Here is a 16,578-nt window from a genome sequence, read left to right on the forward strand (position 1 = left end):
CCCAGGGACACCCCCTAGTACGCGACGCCGACGCCCTGCCGCACCGTCGCCGGGTCGCCGACCATCGCCAGCATGGCGTGGGCCACGTCCGCGCGGGCGAGGGAACGGCCCCGGGGCGGGGTGCCGCCGACGACCCTGCGGTACGCGCCGGTGCCCCGGCCGTTCGTCAGGCGGGGCGGGCGTACCGCGGTCCAGTCGGCGGAGCCGGCGGCGAGGTGGGACTCCATCACCCGCAGATCGGCGTAGACGTCCTTCAGGACCGCGTTGATCACCGCGAGGACGACCTTGTCCACGACGGCCTGCCCCTCCGGGACCGGGCCGAGCGGGGCCGCGCTGACCACCAGGAGGCGGCGGACGCCCTCCACCTCCATCGCCGTGAGCACCGAGCGGGTCAGCCGGGCGACGACGCCCGCGTCCGCCCTGCTGCGGGCCCCCAGGCCCGACAGGACCGCGTCGCGGCCGGTGACGGCCTCGCGCAGCGCGTCGGGGTCCGAGAGGTCGGTGCGCCGGACCACGAGCCGCTCGCCGGTCACCGTCAGCCGGGCCGGGTCGCGCACGACGGCCGTCACCTCGTGGCCCGCGGCCAGCGCCTGGCGGACGATCTCCCGGCCCGTGCCGCCGGTCGCGCCGAAGACGGTGAGCTTCATTCGTGTCCCCCCAGGTGGTCGAGTGCCCTTCGACGGGCTCGCCGACCATCTTCGCGCCGCCCGGCCCGCGCGACTCGGGAGTTCCTCGACGACGACGGGAGAACGCCCGGGGGAGCGCCCGCGCTCCGATGCGGGAGTCAGGTCAGGCGCCGATCCAGTCGTCGACGCCCGCCAGCAGCTTCTTCCGGACGTCCGGCGGGGCCGCCGAGCCCCGCACCGACTGACGGGCCAGCTCCGCCAGCTCCGCGTCCGTGAACCCGTGGTGCCGGCGGGCGATCTCGTACTGCGCGGCCAGCCGCGAACCGAAGAGCAGCGGGTCGTCCGCGCCCAGCGCCATCGGCACCCCCGCCTCGAAGAGCGTCCGCAGGGGCACGTCCTCGTGCTTCTCGTACACCCCGAGGGCCACGTTCGACGCCGGGCAGACCTCGCAGGTCACCCCGCGCTCGGCGAGCTTCCGCAGCAGCCGCGGGTCCTCCGCCGACCGCACCCCGTGGCCGACCCGGGCCGCCCGCAGGTCGTCCAGGCAGTCCCGCACGGACGCCGGGCCCGTCAGCTCGCCGCCGTGCGGCGCCGCGAGGAGGCCGCCCTCCCGGGCGATCGCGAAGGCGCGGTCGAAGTCCCTTGCCATGCCCCGCCGTTCGTCGTTCGACAGGCCGAAGCCCACCACCCCCCGGTCGGCGAAGCGGACCGCGAGCCGGGCGAGCGTCCGCGCCTCCAGGGGGTGCTTCATCCGGTTCGCCGCGACGAGCACCCGCATCCCGAGCCCGGTCTCCCGGGACGCCGAGTCGACCGCGTCCAGGATGATCTCCAGAGCGGGGATGAGCCCGCCGAGGTGCGGGGCGTACGAGGTCGGGTCGACCTGGATCTCCAGCCATCCGGAGCCGTCCCGCACGTCCTCCTGGGCCGCCTCCCGGACGAGCCGCTGGATGTCCTCCGGCGCGCGCAGGCAGGAGCGTGCGATGTCGTACAGACGCTGGAAGCGGAACCAGCCGCGCTCGTCGGTGGCCCGCAGTTTCGGAGGCGTACCGCTGCTCAGCGCCTCGGGAAGGTGCACGCCGTACTTGTCGGCCAGCTCGATCAGGGTGGTGGGCCGCATCGAACCGGTGAAGTGCAGGTGCAGATGGGCCTTGGGCAGTGTGCTGAGGTCGCGGTAAACGTGCTCCATCGCCCGATCCTGCCGCACCCGAATGGACGAAGACAGCCCGTTTCCCCGATCGGGTCCTTGCTAGAACGCAAAAACGGGCCCCCGGTTCCGGAGAACACGGGGGCCCGGCCGGTCCCCGGACCGGGGGACCGAAGGGGATGTCAGTCGGTGGCCTCGGCCAGCAGCTTCTGGATCCGGGACACGCCCTCGACGAGGTCCTCGTCGCCCAGCGCGTACGACAGACGCAGGTAGCCCGGGGTGCCGAACGCCTCGCCCGGGACGACCGCGACCTCGGCCTCGTCCAGGATCAGGGCGGCCAGCTCGACCGAGCTCTGCGGGCGCTTGCCGCGGATCTCCTTGCCGAGGAGCCCCTTCACCGACGGGTACGCGTAGAACGCGCCCTCCGGCGTCGGGCAGTACACGCCCTCGATCTCGTTCAGCATCCGCACGATCGTCTGGCGGCGGCGGTCGAACGCGGTCCGCATCTCCGCGACGGCGTCCAGGTTGCCCGAGACGGCGGCGAGCGCGGCGACCTGTGCCACGTTGCTCACGTTGGACGTGGCGTGCGACTGCAGGTTCGTCGCGGCCTTCACCACGTCCTTCGGGCCCACGATCCACCCGACGCGCCAGCCCGTCATGGCGTACGTCTTCGCCACGCCGTTGACCACGATGCACTTGTCGCGCAGCTCGGGGACGATCGCCGGCAGCGAGGTGAACTTCGCGTCGCCGTAGACCAGGTGCTCGTAGATCTCGTCCGTCAGCACCCACAGGCCGTGCTCGACGGCCCAGCGGCCGATCGCCTCGGCGTCGGCCTCGCTGTACACCGCGCCGGTCGGGTTGGACGGCGAGACGAAGAGGACGACCTTGGTCCGCTCCGTGCGGGCGGCCTCCAGCTGCTCCACCGAGACCCGGTAGCCGGTGGTCTCGTCGGCCACGACCTCCACCGGGACACCGCCCGCGAGGCGGATCGACTCGGGGTACGTGGTCCAGTACGGCGCCGGGACGATGACCTCGTCACCCGGGTCGAGGATCGCGGCGAACGCCTCGTAGATGGCCTGCTTGCCGCCGTTGGTCACCAGGACCTGGGAGGCGTCGACCTCGTAGCCGGAGTCGCGCAGCGTCTTCGCGGCGATCGCGCTCTTCAGCTCGGGCAGACCGCCGGCCGGCGTGTACCGGTGGTACTTCGGGTTCTTGCAAGCCTCGACGGCCGCTTCGACGATGTAGTCCGGGGTGGGGAAGTCGGGCTCGCCCGCGCCGAACCCGATCACCGGGCGCCCGGCGGCCTTGAGGGCCTTGGCCTTGGCGTCGACGGCGAGGGTGGCGGACTCGGAGATCGCACCGATCCGGGCGGAGACCCGACGCTCGGTGGGAGGGGTAGCAGCGCTCATACGGCCCATGGTCCCAGACCGCGTCAGGGCCCGGCACACAGGTTTCAAGGACCGGACAGGACCGGTCATTACCGGTCGTACGCGCTTCCGGCGGCAGGTCGGGCCGGTTTCTGTTCGACGTGGGGCCCCCTGACCACGTATGCTCACTCCTCGTTGGCCCGCACCGACCACATCTCACGATGCGGTACGTTGGGGACACCGACAAAGGGTCGTAGCTCAATTGGTAGAGCACCGGTCTCCAAAACCGGCGGTTGGGGGTTCAAGTCCCTCCGGCCCTGCTACACACACCGCCAGGTGTTGTGCGCATGTACGTACTTCATTGCACCGCCGTGCGGCTCCACCCGGGCGCGGCACGGCCGACCCGGAATCAGGTGAGAGATCGTGACGGACGCCGTAGGCTCCATCGACATGCCTGATGCCGACGACGAGGCCGCGGACTCGAAGAAGAAGTCCCGCAAGGGCGGCAAGCGCGGCAAGAAGGGCCCCCTCGGCCGTCTCGCGCTTTTCTACCGCCAGATCATCGCCGAGCTCCGCAAGGTCGTCTGGCCCACGCGCAGCCAGCTGACGACGTACACCACCGTGGTGATTGTCTTCGTCGTCATCATGATCGGCCTCGTCACCGTGATTGACTATGGCTTCCAGGAAGCAGTCAAGTACGTCTTCGGCTGACTTTTTGTTCCACCCCATCTGTATCGCAGGAAGAAGCAGCCACCGTGTCTGACGCGAACCTGAACGACGCCTTCGAGTCCGAGTCCGTCGAGGACGAGCTGGACATCGTGGAGGCCGCCGACGAGGACCAGGCAGACGCTGCTGACGACGCTGCCGCCGAGGCCGCCGAGGAGTTCGCCCTCGAGACCGAGGACGCGGACGAGGACGAGGCGGAGTCCGACGAGGACGCCGAGTCCGACGAGACCGTCGAGGCCGACGACGAGGACGACACCGTCGAGGCCGAGGACGAGGACGCCGAGGACGAGGACGCCGAGGAAGAGACCGAGGAGGAGGCCGAGCCGGCCGCCCCGGTCGACCCGGTCGCCGCGCTCCGCGAGGAGCTCCGCACCCTCCCCGGCGAGTGGTACGTGATCCACACCTACGCGGGCTACGAGAAGCGCGTGAAGGCCAACCTCGAGCAGCGTGCCGTCTCGCTCAACGTCGAGGACTTCATCTACCAGGCCGAGGTCCCCGAGGAAGAGATCGTCCAGATCAAGGGCGGCGAGCGGAAGAACGTCAAGCAGAACAAGCTCCCCGGCTACGTCCTCGTCCGCATGGACCTGACGAACGAGTCCTGGGGCGTCGTCCGCAACACCCCCGGCGTCACCGGCTTCGTGGGCAACGCCTACGACCCGTACCCGCTGACCCTGGACGAGATCGTCAAGATGCTCGCCCCGGAGGCCGAGGAGAAGGCCGCCCGCGAGGCCGCCGAGGCCGAGGGCAAGCCGGCTCCGGCCCGTAAGCTGGAGGTCCAGGTCCTGGACTTCGAGGTCGGCGACTCGGTGACGGTCACGGACGGTCCCTTCGCGACCCTCCAGGCCACGATCAACGAGATCAACCCGGACTCGAAGAAGGTCAAGGGTCTCGTCGAGATCTTCGGTCGCGAGACCCCGGTCGAGCTCAGCTTCGACCAGATCCAGAAGAACTGACCCCACAGGTTTCCGACCAGGTCAGAGTGGCTCTCGCAGCCGCTCTGACCTGCTCGGTTTTTAGCCGCACGTCTATACCCGTTATCGTGGTGCGGTATGCCTCCATCCGGATGACCGGATGGCGGGCTGAACACTCTCACTAGGACCCGGAGAGAGCAATGCCTCCCAAGAAGAAGAAGGTCACGGGGCTTATCAAGCTCCAGATCAACGCCGGTGCGGCCAACCCGGCCCCGCCGGTCGGCCCCGCGCTGGGTCAGCACGGCGTCAACATCATGGAGTTCTGCAAGGCCTACAACGCCGCGACCGAGTCGCAGCGTGGCATGGTCGTGCCGGTGGAGATCACGGTCTACGAGGACCGCACCTTCACCTTCATCACCAAGACTCCGCCGGCCGCCAAGCTGATCCTCAAGGCCGCGGGTGTGGACAAGGGCTCCGGCGAGCCGCACAAGACCAAGGTCGCCAAGCTCACGGCCGCCCAGGTCCGCGAGATCGCCACGGTCAAGCTCCCCGACCTGAACGCCAACGACCTGGACGCCGCGTCCAAGATCATCGCTGGCACCGCCCGCTCCATGGGCATCACGGTCGAGGGCTGATCACCCCCCTCGTGACCTCAGTGGTAGGGCCGGCGCGGCCCGCACCACGACTCCATACCTGAACCAACAGGAGAAGAAGTGAAGCGCAGCAAGGCTCTCCGCGGCGCGGACGCCAAGGTCGACCGCGAGCGGAACTACGCTCCCCTCGAGGCCGTCCGTCTCGCCAAGGACACCGCCACCACGAAGTTCGACGGCACCGTCGAGGTCGCCTTCCGCCTGGGTGTCGACCCGCGCAAGGCCGACCAGATGGTCCGTGGCACCGTGAACCTTCCGCACGGCACCGGCAAGACCGCCCGGGTCCTGGTCTTCGCGACCGGTGACCGTGCCGAGGCCGCGATCGCCGCGGGCGCCGACATCGTCGGCTCCGACGAGCTCATCGACGAGATCTCCAAGGGCAACCGCCTGAACGAGTTCGACGCCGTGGTGGCCACCCCGGACCTCATGGGCAAGGTCGGCCGCCTCGGCCGCGTCCTCGGCCCGCGTGGTCTCATGCCGAACCCCAAGGTCGGCACCGTCACCCCCGATGTCGCGAAGGCTGTCAACGACATCAAGGGCGGCAAGATCGAGTTCCGAGTGGACAAGCACTCGAACCTCCACTTCATCATCGGCAAGGTCTCCTTCGACGAGACCAAGCTGGTGGAGAATTACGCCGCCGCGCTGGAGGAGATCCTCCGTCTGAAGCCGTCGGCCGCGAAGGGTCGCTACATCAAGAAGGCGACCCTCACCACGACGATGGGCCCCGGCATCCCGCTGGACTCCAACCGCACCCGCAACCTCCTCGTCGAGGAGGACCCGGCCGCGGTCTGAACCGAACCGGTTCGCTGAGTGGTCAGCCGGCCCCCGCCTCTCTCCGGAGAGGCGGGGGCCGGCTCTTTGTTACGGTTCAAGAAACCGTAAAGACGTGGATCAAGGGGTGGGGAACACTCATGAACAAGTCCGCATGGAAGCGCGCGGGCGTCGCCCTGACGGCCCTGGCCGTCGTGACGGGCGTCGCGGGCTGTCAGGACGGCGACGCGAAGGCCGGAGGGGCGAAGGCCGGCAGCACGACGACGAAGCCGGCGGCCGAGCGGCAGACCCAGAGCCTGAGCGACGCCACGAAGGTCATCCAGGCCGCGTACCGGAAGACCTCGGCCGCCAAGGCCGCCAAGGTCAAGATGACGATGAGCATGAAGGGCGTCGGCGCGGAGTCCGGCACCGTCGAGATGACCGGCGTCCAGGGCTGGGCCCCGGCGTCGATGGACATCACGATGAAGGGCTCCCTGCTCTCCGCGGGCAGCCCGGGCGCCCCCGAGCAGATGCGCATGATCATGCTCGACCAGGTCATGTACGTCGACATGGGCGCCGAGCAGGCCGCCGAGATGGACGGCAAGCGCTGGATGAAGCTGGACATGAAGGCCGCGGCCGACGCCTCCGGCGACGCGGCGCTGCAGAAGCAGATGACCGGCGGCCTGGACAACATGAACCAAGACCCGGCCCAGCAGCTGGCCCTGCTCCTCGACTCGCCGAACCTGAAGCACCTCGGGCCTGAGAAGGTCAACGGCCTGGAGACCCAGCACTACAAGGGCACGCTCACCTTCGAGCAGATGCTCAAGGCGAACGAGTCCTCGAAGCTCCTCTCCCGGCAGGAGCACGACCAGCTCGTCGCCTCCATGAAGAAGGCGGGTCTCAAGGGCTACGACACCGAGCTCTGGGTGACCGAGGACGGCTACCCGGCGCGCATGGACGTCGGCATGACCATGGCCCAGGGCACGATGACCATGCGGGCCGACTACAGCGACTACGGCACCGCGATCGCCGTCCAGGAGCCGCCGGCCAAGGACACCGTCGACCTCTTCGCGATGCTGAAGGAACTCGGCAAGGGCTGATTTGCCCCCGGCCGCCCCGGTCGCGTACGCTTCCACAGAAGCCAAAGACCGCTGGTCGTTGCTGTGCCCTACCGGGTGCGGTGGCCGAAGGATCCGCTGACAACGGACGACCCGCGCAGGTGACTGTGGACAGTTCCCGGACTTCTTGTCCGGTCGAGCCAAGCCCCGTGCGCCTGCGCCCGGGGCGTTTTGTTTTGTTCAGCCACCTTCTGAGCGGTCCTCATCACCCGGAAGGAGGCCGAAGCACTATGCCGACGCCCAACAAGGCTGCATCGGTGGCCGAGCTCAAGGACGCGTTCCAGAGCTCCAACGCCGCCGTGCTGACCGAGTACCGGGGTCTCACCGTGGCGCAGCTCAAGACGCTGCGTCGTTCGCTCGGTGAGAACGCCCAGTACGCCGTGGTGAAGAACACGCTGACCAAGATTGCGGCCAACGAGGCCGGGATCACCGCACTGGACGAGCACTTCGCTGGTCCGACCGCGGTCGCCTTCGTCACCGGTGACCCGGTGGAGTCGGCGAAGGCCCTGCGTGACTTCGCCAAGGAGAACCCGAACCTCATCATCAAGGCCGGTGTCCTTGACGGTAAGGCTCTCTCCGCCGACGACATCAAGAAGCTTGCGGACCTCGAGTCCCGCGAGGTTCTGCTCAGCAAGCTGGCCGGTGCCTTCAAGGGCAAGCAGTCCCAGACTGCCTCGCTCCTCCAGGCGCTGCCGTCGAAGTTCGTCCGCACCGCGGAAGCGCTTCGCGTCAAGCTCGCCGAGCAGGGCGGTGCCGAGTAATTCGGCTCGCGCATTGATCCGTGCCGCCTAGTGCACGGGTCGTAGCGGGCCGTTACGCCCGCCTCTAAAGACACATCGGCACCTGCCGAATTAGTGGAAGGATCGCCCATCATGGCGAAGCTCTCTCAGGACGACCTCCTCGCCCAGTTCGAGGAGATGACCCTCATCGAGCTCTCCGAGTTCGTGAAGGCGTTCGAGGACAAGTTCGACGTCACCGCCGCCGCCGCCGTCGCCGTCGCCGGCCCGGGCGCCCCGGTCGCCGGTGCCGAGGCCGTCGAGGAGCAGGACGAGTTCGACGTCATCCTCGAGGGTGCCGGCGACAAGAAGATCCAGGTCATCAAGGTCGTGCGTGAGCTCACCTCCCTGGGCCTCAAGGAGGCCAAGGACCTCGTCGACGGCACCCCGAAGCCGGTCCTCGAGAAGGTCGCGAAGGAGGCCGCCGAGAAGGCTGCCGAGTCCCTCAAGGCCGCCGGCGCCTCCGTCACGGTCAAGTAAGGCCGTTTCGGCTCGCTGAGCTGACTCCTGCCCCCGTGTAACGCGGAGGCACCGAAGGGCGATCACCCATCTGGGTGGTCGCCTTTCGGCGTTCCCGGGACGGGCGTGGCGGGGGCCCCGAGGGCCGCCGGAAGCGGAGTATGGTGATCTTCGCCGTGCGCCCCGCACACCGGGGGGCCTTGACGAACCGCACGCAGCGCGCAATTCTCAGGACGCGTCGTCACAACGATCCGTTTCCGAGGCATGGATCGACGACTGAACGGGCAGTATCGAGGTGCGCCGCACGGCGCGAGGTACCGCGGAGTTGAGAGCAACGAGGGTCGCGAATTATTCGCCCTGGACATCAGTGAGCCAAGTGGCTACACTGACCCTTTGCGCTGCCTGTTAGCTGCCCCCTGCCCGTCACCAGGGGCATACCTTCGCATCCGCTACTCGGACCGACCCCGTCTGACCTGGCTTTTTGGCCATATCAGGAAAAGTCTGCCGTGAAGCGATGCAGGGGACCGGTACGCGCGTAGTGAGTCCGAGCCCTCGGAAGGACCCCCTCTTGGCCGCCTCGCGCAACGCCTCGACCAATACGAACAACGGCGCAAGCACCGCCCCGCTGCGCATCTCCTTTGCAAAGATCAAGGAGCCCCTCGAGGTTCCGAACCTCCTCGCGCTGCAGACCGAGAGCTTTGACTGGCTGCTCGGCAACGCCGCCTGGAAGGCTCGCGTCGAGGCTGCCCTTGAGTCGGGACAGGACGTCCCCACGAAGTCCGGTCTGGAGGAGATCTTCGAGGAGATCTCCCCGATCGAGGACTTCTCCGGGTCGATGTCGCTGACCTTCCGCGACCACCGCTTCGAGCCGCCGAAGAACTCGATCGACGAGTGCAAGGACCGTGACTTCACGTACGGCGCCCCGCTCTTCGTCACCGCCGAGTTCACGAACAACGAGACCGGCGAGATCAAGTCCCAGACGGTCTTCATGGGCGACTTCCCGCTCATGACCAACAAGGGCACCTTCGTCATCAACGGCACCGAGCGTGTCGTCGTGTCGCAGCTCGTCCGCTCGCCGGGCGTCTACTTCGACTCCTCGATCGACAAGACGTCCGACAAGGACATCTTCTCCGCCAAGATCATCCCGTCCCGGGGTGCCTGGCTGGAGATGGAGATCGACAAGCGCGACCTCGTCGGTGTCCGCATCGACCGCAAGCGCAAGCAGTCCGTCACCGTGCTGCTGAAGGCCCTCGGCTGGACCACCGAGCAGATCCTGCAGGAGTTCGGCGAGTACGAGTCCATGCGCGCCACCCTGGAGAAGGACCACACCCAGGGCCAGGACGACGCGCTGCTCGACATCTACCGCAAGCTGCGTCCGGGCGAGCCGCCGACCCGTGAGGCCGCTCAGACGCTGCTCGAGAACCTCTACTTCAACCCGAAGCGCTACGACCTCGCGAAGGTCGGCCGCTACAAGGTGAACAAGAAGCTCGGCGCCGACGAGCCGCTGAACGCCGGCGTGCTCACCACCGACGACGTCATCGCCACGATCAAGTACCTGGTCAAGCTCCACGCGGGCGAGACCGAGACGATCGGCGAGAACGGCAACGAGATCGTCGTCGAGACCGACGACATCGACCACTTCGGCAACCGTCGTCTGCGCAACGTCGGCGAGCTCATCCAGAACCAGGTCCGCACGGGTCTGGCTCGTATGGAGCGCGTCGTGCGCGAGCGCATGACCACCCAGGACGTCGAGGCGATCACGCCGCAGACCCTGATCAACATCCGGCCGGTCGTCGCCTCCATCAAGGAGTTCTTCGGCACCAGCCAGCTGTCGCAGTTCATGGACCAGAACAACCCGCTGTCGGGTCTGACGCACAAGCGTCGTCTCTCGGCGCTGGGTCCCGGTGGTCTGTCCCGTGAGCGGGCCGGCTTCGAGGTCCGAGACGTGCACCCGTCCCACTACGGACGCATGTGCCCGATCGAGACCCCCGAAGGCCCGAACATCGGTCTGATCGGTTCGCTCGCCTCGTACGGCCGCGTCAACGCGTTCGGCTTCATCGAGACGCCGTACCGCAAGGTCGTCGACGGCCAGGTCACCGACGAGGTCGACTACGTCACCGCCGACGAGGAGGACCGCTTCGTCATCGCGCAGGCCAACGCCGCGCTCAACGACGAGATGCAGTTCACCGAGCCGCGCGTCCTGGTCCGCAAGCGTGGCGGCGAGGTCGACTACGTCGAGCCGTCGGACGTGGACTACATGGACGTCTCGCCGCGCCAGATGGTGTCGGTCGCGACCGCCATGATCCCGTTCCTCGAGCACGACGACGCCAACCGTGCCCTCATGGGCGCGAACATGATGCGCCAGGCCGTCCCGCTGATCAAGTCGGAGGCCCCGCTCGTCGGCACCGGCATGGAGTACCGCTGCGCCACCGATGCCGGCGACGTGCTCAAGGCCGAGAAGGACGGTGTCGTCCAGGAGCTGTCGGCCGACTACATCACGGTCGCCAACGACGACGGCACGTACATCACGTACCGCCTGCACAAGTTCTCCCGCTCCAACCAGGGCACCTCTGTGAACCAGAAGGTCGTCGTGGACGAGGGCGACCGCGTCATCGAGGGCCAGGTCCTCGCCGACGGTCCCGCCACCGAAGACGGCGAGATGGCGCTCGGCAAGAACCTGCTCGTGGCGTTCATGCCGTGGGAGGGCCACAACTACGAGGACGCGATCATCCTGTCGCAGCGCCTCGTGCAGGACGACGTCCTCTCCTCGATCCACATCGAGGAGCACGAGGTCGACGCCCGTGACACCAAGCTCGGCCCGGAGGAGATCACCCGGGACATCCCGAACGTCTCCGAGGAGGTCCTCGCCGACCTCGACGAGCGCGGCATCATCCGCATCGGTGCCGAGGTCGTCGCCGGCGACATCCTGGTCGGCAAGGTCACGCCCAAGGGCGAGACCGAGCTCACCCCGGAGGAGCGCCTGCTCCGCGCGATCTTCGGCGAGAAGGCGCGTGAGGTCCGCGACACCTCGCTGAAGGTGCCCCACGGCGAGATCGGCAAGATCATCGGCGTGCGCGTCTTCGACCGCGAGGAGGGCGACGAGCTTCCCCCGGGCGTGAACCAGCTGGTCCGCGTCTACGTCGCCCAGAAGCGCAAGATCACCGATGGTGACAAGCTCGCCGGCCGTCACGGCAACAAGGGCGTCATCTCCAAGATCCTGCCGATCGAGGACATGCCGTTCCTGGAGGACGGCACCCCGGTCGACATCATCCTCAACCCGCTGGGTGTCCCGTCCCGAATGAACCCGGGACAGGTCCTGGAGATCCACCTCGGCTGGCTCGCCAGCCGCGGCTGGGACGTCTCCGGCCTCGCGGACGAGTGGGCGCAGCGCCTCCAGGCGATCGGCGCCGACGAGGTCAAGCCCGGTACCAACGTCGCCACCCCGGTGTTCGACGGTGCCCGCGAGGACGAGATCTCCGGCCTCTTCGAGCACACGCTCCCGAACCGCGACGGTGACCGCCTGGTCCTCCCGTCCGGCAAGGCGAGGCTGTTCGACGGCCGCTCCGGCGAGCCGTTCCCGGACCCGATCTCCGTCGGGTACATGTACATCCTCAAGCTCCACCACCTGGTCGACGACAAGCTGCACGCCCGGTCGACCGGTCCGTACTCGATGATCACCCAGCAGCCGCTGGGTGGTAAGGCCCAGTTCGGTGGCCAGCGCTTCGGTGAGATGGAGGTGTGGGCGCTGGAGGCGTACGGCGCCGCTTACGCCCTCCAGGAGCTGCTGACGATCAAGTCCGACGACGTGACCGGCCGTGTGAAGGTCTACGAGGCCATCGTCAAGGGCGAGAACATCCCTGAGCCCGGCATCCCCGAGTCCTTCAAGGTGCTCATCAAGGAGATGCAGTCCCTGTGCCTCAACGTGGAGGTGCTGTCCTCGGACGGCATGTCCATCGAGATGCGCGACACCGACGAGGACGTCTTCCGCGCAGCGGAGGAGCTCGGTATCGACCTGTCCCGGCGCGAGCCGAGCAGCGTCGAAGAGGTCTGACGGGAGTCCGGCAGGGGGACCAGTGATGGTCCCCCCGCCGGCCCCAGGACCCCCGTTCCAGACCCCAAGACTTACAACCCTGAGAGGGATTGACGCATAGTGCTCGACGTCAACTTCTTCGACGAGCTCCGGATCGGTCTGGCTACCGCTGACGACATCCGTCAGTGGAGCCACGGCGAGGTCAAGAAGCCGGAGACCATCAACTACCGCACGCTCAAGCCCGAGAAGGACGGACTCTTCTGCGAGAAGATCTTCGGTCCGACCCGGGACTGGGAGTGCTACTGCGGCAAGTACAAGCGCGTCCGCTTCAAGGGCATCATCTGTGAGCGGTGTGGCGTCGAGGTCACCCGCGCGAAGGTGCGCCGTGAGCGGATGGGCCACATCGAGCTCGCCGCTCCCGTCACCCACATCTGGTACTTCAAGGGCGTCCCGTCGCGTCTCGGATACCTGCTCGACCTCGCCCCGAAGGACCTGGAGAAGGTCATCTACTTCGCGGCGTACATGATCACGTACGTCGACGACGAGCGTCGTACGCGTGACCTGCCCTCGCTGGAGGCGCACGTCTCCGTCGAGCGCCAGCAGATCGAGAACCGTCGCGACTCCGACCTGGAGGCCCGCGCCAAGAAGCTCGAGAACGACCTCGGCGAGCTCGAGGCCGAGGGCGCCAAGGCCGACGTGCGCCGCAAGGTGCGCGAGGGCGCCGAGCGCGAGATGAAGCAGCTGCGCGACCGTGCGCAGCGCGAGATCGACCGTCTGGACGAGGTCTGGTCGCGCTTCAAGAACCTCAAGGTCCAGGACCTGGAGGGCGACGAGCTCCTCTACCGCGAGCTGCGTGACCGCTTCGGCACGTACTTCGACGGCTCGATGGGTGCCGCGGCGCTGCAGAAGCGCCTGGAGTCCTTCGACCTGGAGGAGGAGGCCGAGCGCCTCCGCGAGATCATCCGCACCGGCAAGGGCCAGAAGAAGACCCGTGCGCTCAAGCGCCTCAAGGTCGTCTCCGCGTTCCTGCAGACCGCGAACAGCCCCAAGGGCATGGTTCTCGACTGCGTCCCGGTCATCCCGCCGGACCTCCGTCCGATGGTGCAGCTGGACGGTGGCCGCTTCGCGACCTCCGACCTGAACGACCTGTACCGCCGCGTGATCAACCGCAACAACCGCCTGAAGCGTCTGCTCGACCTCGGTGCCCCCGAGATCATCGTGAACAACGAGAAGCGGATGCTCCAGGAGGCGGTCGACGCCCTCTTCGACAACGGCCGTCGTGGTCGCCCGGTCACGGGCCCCGGCAACCGTCCGCTGAAGTCCCTCAGCGACATGCTGAAGGGCAAGCAGGGTCGTTTCCGTCAGAACCTGCTCGGCAAGCGTGTGGACTACTCCGCGCGTTCCGTCATCGTCGTCGGTCCGCAGCTGAAGCTGCACCAGTGCGGTCTGCCCAAGGCCATGGCGCTGGAGCTCTTCAAGCCGTTCGTGATGAAGCGCCTGGTCGACCTGAACCACGCGCAGAACATCAAGAGCGCCAAGCGGATGGTCGAGCGCGGCCGCACGGTCGTGTACGACGTCCTCGAAGAGGTCATCGCCGAGCACCCGGTCCTGCTGAACCGTGCGCCCACGCTGCACCGCCTCGGCATCCAGGCGTTCGAGCCCCAGCTGGTCGAGGGCAAGGCCATCCAGATCCACCCGCTCGTCTGCACCGCGTTCAACGCGGACTTCGACGGTGACCAGATGGCCGTGCACCTGCCGCTCTCCGCGGAGGCGCAGGCCGAGGCCCGCATCCTGATGCTGTCCTCGAACAACATCCTGAAGCCGGCCGACGGCCGTCCGGTCACGATGCCGACCCAGGACATGGTCCTCGGTCTGTTCTTCCTGACCACCGACGGCGAGCTCCGTGACACCAAGGGCGAGGGCCGCGCGTTCGGCTCCACGGCCGAGGCGATCATGGCGTTCGACGCCGGCGAGCTCGCGCTCCAGTCGGAGATCGAGATCCGCTTCCCCGTCGGCACCGTCGCTCCCCGTGGCTGGGTTCCCCCGGTCGCCGAGGAGGGCGAGCCGGAGTGGCAGCAGGGCGACTCGTTCCGTCTGCGGACGACCCTGGGCCGCGCGCTCTTCAACGAGCTGCTGCCCGAGGACTACCCGTTCGTCGACTACTCCGTCGGCAAGAAGCAGCTCTCCGAGATCGTCAACGACCTCGCCGAGCGCTACCCCAAGGTCATCGTGGCGGCGACGCTCGACAACCTGAAGGCGGCCGGCTTCTACTGGGCGACCCGCTCCGGCGTCACCGTGGCCATCTCCGACGTCGTCGTTCCCGAGGCGAAGAAGGAGATCGTCAAGGGCTACGAGGCGCAGGACGAGAAGGTCCAGAAGCAGTACGAGCGCGGTCTCATCACCAAGGAAGAGCGCACGCAGGAGCTCATCGCGATCTGGACCAAGGCGACCAACGAGGTCGCCGAGGCGATGAACGCGAACTTCCCGCGGACGAACCCCATCTTCATGATGGTCGACTCGGGTGCCCGAGGAAACATGATGCAGATGCGTCAGATCGCGGGTATGCGTGGTCTGGTGTCCAACGCCAAGAACGAGACGATCCCGCGTCCCATCAAGGCGTCGTTCCGCGAGGGCCTCACCGTCCTCGAGTACTTCATCTCCACGCACGGTGCCCGTAAGGGTCTCGCCGACACCGCCCTGCGTACCGCCGACTCGGGTTACCTGACCCGTCGTCTGGTGGACGTCTCGCAGGACGTCATCATCCGCGAGGAGGACTGTGGCACCGAGCGCGGTCTGAAGCTGCGGATCGCGGCGAAGGACGAGGCCGGTGTCCTGCGCAAGACGGACGACGTCGAGACCTCCGTGTACGCGCGGATGCTCGCCGAGGACGTCGTCGTCGACGGCAAGGTCATCGCGCCGGCCAACGTCGACCTGGGTGACGTGCTCATCGACGCCCTGGTCAACGCGGGCGTCGAGGAGGTCAAGACCCGTTCGGTCCTGACCTGTGAGTCCGCGGTCGGCACCTGTGCCTTCTGCTACGGCCGTTCGCTCGCCACCGGCAAGCTGGTCGACATCGGTGAGGCGGTCGGCATCATCGCCGCCCAGTCCATCGGTGAGCCCGGTACCCAGCTGACGATGCGTACCTTCCACACCGGTGGTGTGGCCGGTGACGACATCACCCAGGGTCTGCCGCGTGTCGTCGAGCTCTTCGAGGCCCGTCAGCCCAAGGGTGTCGCCCCGATCTCGGAGGCGGCCGGCCGCGTCCGCATCGAGGAGACCGAGAAGACCAAGAAGATCGTCGTCACCCCGGACGACGGCACCGACGAGACGGCGTTCCCGATCTCGAAGCGTGCCCGTCTGCTCGTGGGCGAGGGCGACCACGTCGAGGTGGGCCAGAAGCTCACCGTGGGTGCCACCAACCCGCACGACGTGCTCCGGATCCTCGGTCAGCGCGCGGTCCAGGTCCACCTGGTCGGCGAAGTCCAGAAGGTCTACAACTCGCAGGGCGTGTCGATCCACGACAAGCACATCGAGATCATCATCCGGCAGATGCTCCGCCGCGTGACGATCATCGAGTCCGGCGACGCGGAGCTCCTGCCGGGCGAGCTGGTCGAGCGGTCGAAGTTCGAGACCGAGAACCGTCGTGTGGTCACCGAGGGCGGTCACCCCGCCTCCGGCCGTCCGCAGCTGATGGGTATCACCAAGGCATCGCTCGCCACCGAGTCGTGGCTGTCGGCGGCGTCCTTCCAGGAGACGACCCGAGTCCTGACGGATGCGGCGATCAACGCCAAGTCCGACAGCCTCATCGGCCTCAAGGAGAACGTCATCATCGGTAAGCTCATCCCGGCCGGTACGGGTCTTTCCCGCTACCGCAACATCCGGGTCGAGCCGACCGAGGAGGCCAAGGCCGCGATGTACTCGGCCGTCGGCTACGACGACATCGACTACTCGCCGTTCGGCTCGGGCTCCGGCCAGGCCGTGCCGCTGGAGGACTACGACTACGGTCCGTACAACCAGTAAG

At 67.7% G+C, this 16,578-nt stretch carries 12 protein-coding genes and 1 tRNA gene; 10 read left to right on the forward strand and 3 right to left on the reverse strand.

Features of this window, described 5'->3' with window-relative positions; all coding sequences use genetic code 11:
* Nucleotides 1-14: 14 nt before the first annotated feature.
* The 3 genes from AB0424_RS12430 to AB0424_RS12440 all read right to left on the reverse strand — a co-directional run bounded on the left by AB0424_RS12430 (nt 15) and on the right by AB0424_RS12440 (nt 3,179).
* Complete coding sequence (locus tag AB0424_RS12430; RefSeq protein WP_366304532.1) at nt 15-647, reverse strand: NAD(P)H-binding protein; 633 nt, start codon at nt 645-647, stop codon at nt 15-17.
* A gap of 142 nt (nt 648-789) precedes the next feature.
* Nucleotides 790-1,812, reverse strand: coding sequence for an adenosine deaminase (locus AB0424_RS12435; RefSeq protein WP_366304534.1), 1,023 nt, complete (start codon nt 1,810-1,812; stop codon nt 790-792).
* 140 nt (nt 1,813-1,952) lie between these two features.
* The gene (locus AB0424_RS12440) at nt 1,953-3,179 is read right to left on the reverse strand and encodes a pyridoxal phosphate-dependent aminotransferase (protein WP_366304535.1); all 1,227 of its coding nucleotides are present in this window, start codon (nt 3,177-3,179) and stop codon (nt 1,953-1,955) included.
* 205 nt (nt 3,180-3,384) lie between these two features.
* On the opposite strand from AB0424_RS12440, the gene AB0424_RS12445 reads away from it, so the two are divergent.
* The 10 genes from AB0424_RS12445 to AB0424_RS12490 all read left to right on the forward strand — a co-directional run bounded on the left by AB0424_RS12445 (nt 3,385) and on the right by AB0424_RS12490 (nt 16,577).
* Nucleotides 3,385-3,457, forward strand: a tRNA-Trp gene (locus AB0424_RS12445).
* A gap of 103 nt (nt 3,458-3,560) precedes the next feature.
* Nucleotides 3,561-3,848 (forward strand): preprotein translocase subunit SecE, encoded by a 288-nt coding sequence (gene secE / locus AB0424_RS12450; RefSeq protein ID WP_017239539.1) that lies wholly within the window; start codon nt 3,561-3,563, stop codon nt 3,846-3,848.
* A 44-nt stretch (nt 3,849-3,892) separates the two neighbouring features.
* Nucleotides 3,893-4,816 carry a transcription termination/antitermination protein NusG gene (gene nusG / locus AB0424_RS12455; protein WP_366304537.1) on the forward strand — a complete coding sequence of 308 codons (924 nt, stop codon included), beginning with the start codon at nt 3,893-3,895 and terminating at the stop codon, nt 4,814-4,816.
* A gap of 158 nt (nt 4,817-4,974) precedes the next feature.
* On the forward strand, nt 4,975-5,409 hold the full coding sequence (rplK, locus tag AB0424_RS12460; RefSeq protein ID WP_015035536.1) for a 50S ribosomal protein L11: 435 nt from the start codon (nt 4,975-4,977) through the stop codon (nt 5,407-5,409).
* A gap of 78 nt (nt 5,410-5,487) precedes the next feature.
* On the forward strand, nt 5,488-6,216 hold the full coding sequence (gene rplA, locus AB0424_RS12465) for a 50S ribosomal protein L1 (RefSeq protein WP_015035537.1): 729 nt from the start codon (nt 5,488-5,490) through the stop codon (nt 6,214-6,216).
* A 119-nt stretch (nt 6,217-6,335) separates the two neighbouring features.
* A complete protein-coding gene (locus AB0424_RS12470; RefSeq protein WP_366304539.1) occupies nt 6,336-7,274 on the forward strand; it encodes a hypothetical protein in 939 nt (312 codons plus the stop codon).
* 248 nt (nt 7,275-7,522) lie between these two features.
* Nucleotides 7,523-8,053: a 50S ribosomal protein L10 gene (gene rplJ / locus AB0424_RS12475; RefSeq protein WP_055641868.1), complete on the forward strand. Its 531-nt coding sequence runs from the start codon at nt 7,523-7,525 to the stop codon at nt 8,051-8,053.
* Nucleotides 8,054-8,164: 111 nt separating this feature from the next.
* The gene (gene rplL / locus AB0424_RS12480; RefSeq protein ID WP_056552432.1) at nt 8,165-8,548 is read left to right on the forward strand and encodes a 50S ribosomal protein L7/L12; all 384 of its coding nucleotides are present in this window, start codon (nt 8,165-8,167) and stop codon (nt 8,546-8,548) included.
* A gap of 547 nt (nt 8,549-9,095) precedes the next feature.
* Nucleotides 9,096-12,578 (forward strand): DNA-directed RNA polymerase subunit beta, encoded by a 3,483-nt coding sequence (gene rpoB / locus AB0424_RS12485; RefSeq protein WP_366304542.1) that lies wholly within the window; start codon nt 9,096-9,098, stop codon nt 12,576-12,578.
* A gap of 99 nt (nt 12,579-12,677) precedes the next feature.
* On the forward strand, nt 12,678-16,577 hold the full coding sequence (locus AB0424_RS12490; protein WP_366304543.1) for a DNA-directed RNA polymerase subunit beta': 3,900 nt from the start codon (nt 12,678-12,680) through the stop codon (nt 16,575-16,577).
* Nucleotide 16,578 lies beyond the last annotated feature (1 nt).

Source organism: Streptomyces sp. NPDC051180 (genome assembly GCF_040689545.1).
GTDB lineage: Bacteria > Actinomycetota > Actinomycetes > Streptomycetales > Streptomycetaceae > Streptomyces.